Source organism: Pseudomonas sp. FIP_A4, from assembly GCF_036701605.1.
In the GTDB taxonomy this organism is placed as follows: Bacteria; Pseudomonadota; Gammaproteobacteria; order Pseudomonadales; family Pseudomonadaceae; genus Stutzerimonas; species Stutzerimonas phenolilytica.
The window spans coordinates 1-478 of record NZ_JAYDXP010000053.1; the positions used below are offsets into that span (position 1 = coordinate 1).

Annotated in this window: 3 pseudogenes; 2 read left to right on the forward strand and 1 reads right to left on the reverse strand. The window is 63.6% G+C overall.

Annotation, left to right across the window (positions count from 1 at the left end):
* Positions 1-75, forward strand: a pseudogene (locus tag U8L64_RS20180) (4Fe-4S dicluster domain-containing protein); the annotation flags it as partial.
* A gap of 116 nt (positions 76-191) precedes the next feature.
* On the opposite strand, the pseudogene U8L64_RS00415 reads toward U8L64_RS20180, so the two are convergent.
* A pseudogene (locus U8L64_RS00415) lies at positions 192-347 on the reverse strand (4Fe-4S dicluster domain-containing protein); the annotation flags it as partial.
* Between U8L64_RS00415 and U8L64_RS00420 the strand changes: the two are divergent.
* Positions 340-478: pseudogene (locus U8L64_RS00420) on the forward strand (flagellar type III secretion system pore protein FliP); the annotation flags it as partial. The pseudogenes U8L64_RS00415 and U8L64_RS00420 overlap by 8 nt on opposite strands.

Here is a 478-nt window from a genome sequence, read left to right on the forward strand (position 1 = left end):
CCGCTGTACGACGAGCCGGCGCAGCGCTACTGCCCGGCCGGCGTGTACGAAGTCGTGAGCAACGACGATGGCAGCATTCCCGGGCGCGGTTGGGTACAATGCGCCGGCGTTCGGATCGGTCTGGCAGTGTCGGCGGAGGCATCAATGGAGTTCTGGCGGATATCGAAGCCCAGCTCGCCATCGAAGATCAGGCCGGTGTCACCTTCTGGCGCTACCCAGGCGATGTTCTGCGCTGGGTCCTTGATGTCGCAGGTCTTGCAGTGCACGCAGTTCTGCGCGTTGATCTGGAAGCGCTTGCTGCCATCGTCGTTGCTCACGACTTCGTACACGCCGGCCGGGCTGTTCCTTACGCTGTTCATCATGGCCCCGGTGTTCGAGCGGATTAACCAGGAAGCCCTGCAGCCGTACCTCGCCGAGCAGATTCCGGCGCAGGAGGCGATCACCCGCGCCGAAGTACCGCTCAAGGCGTTCATGCTGG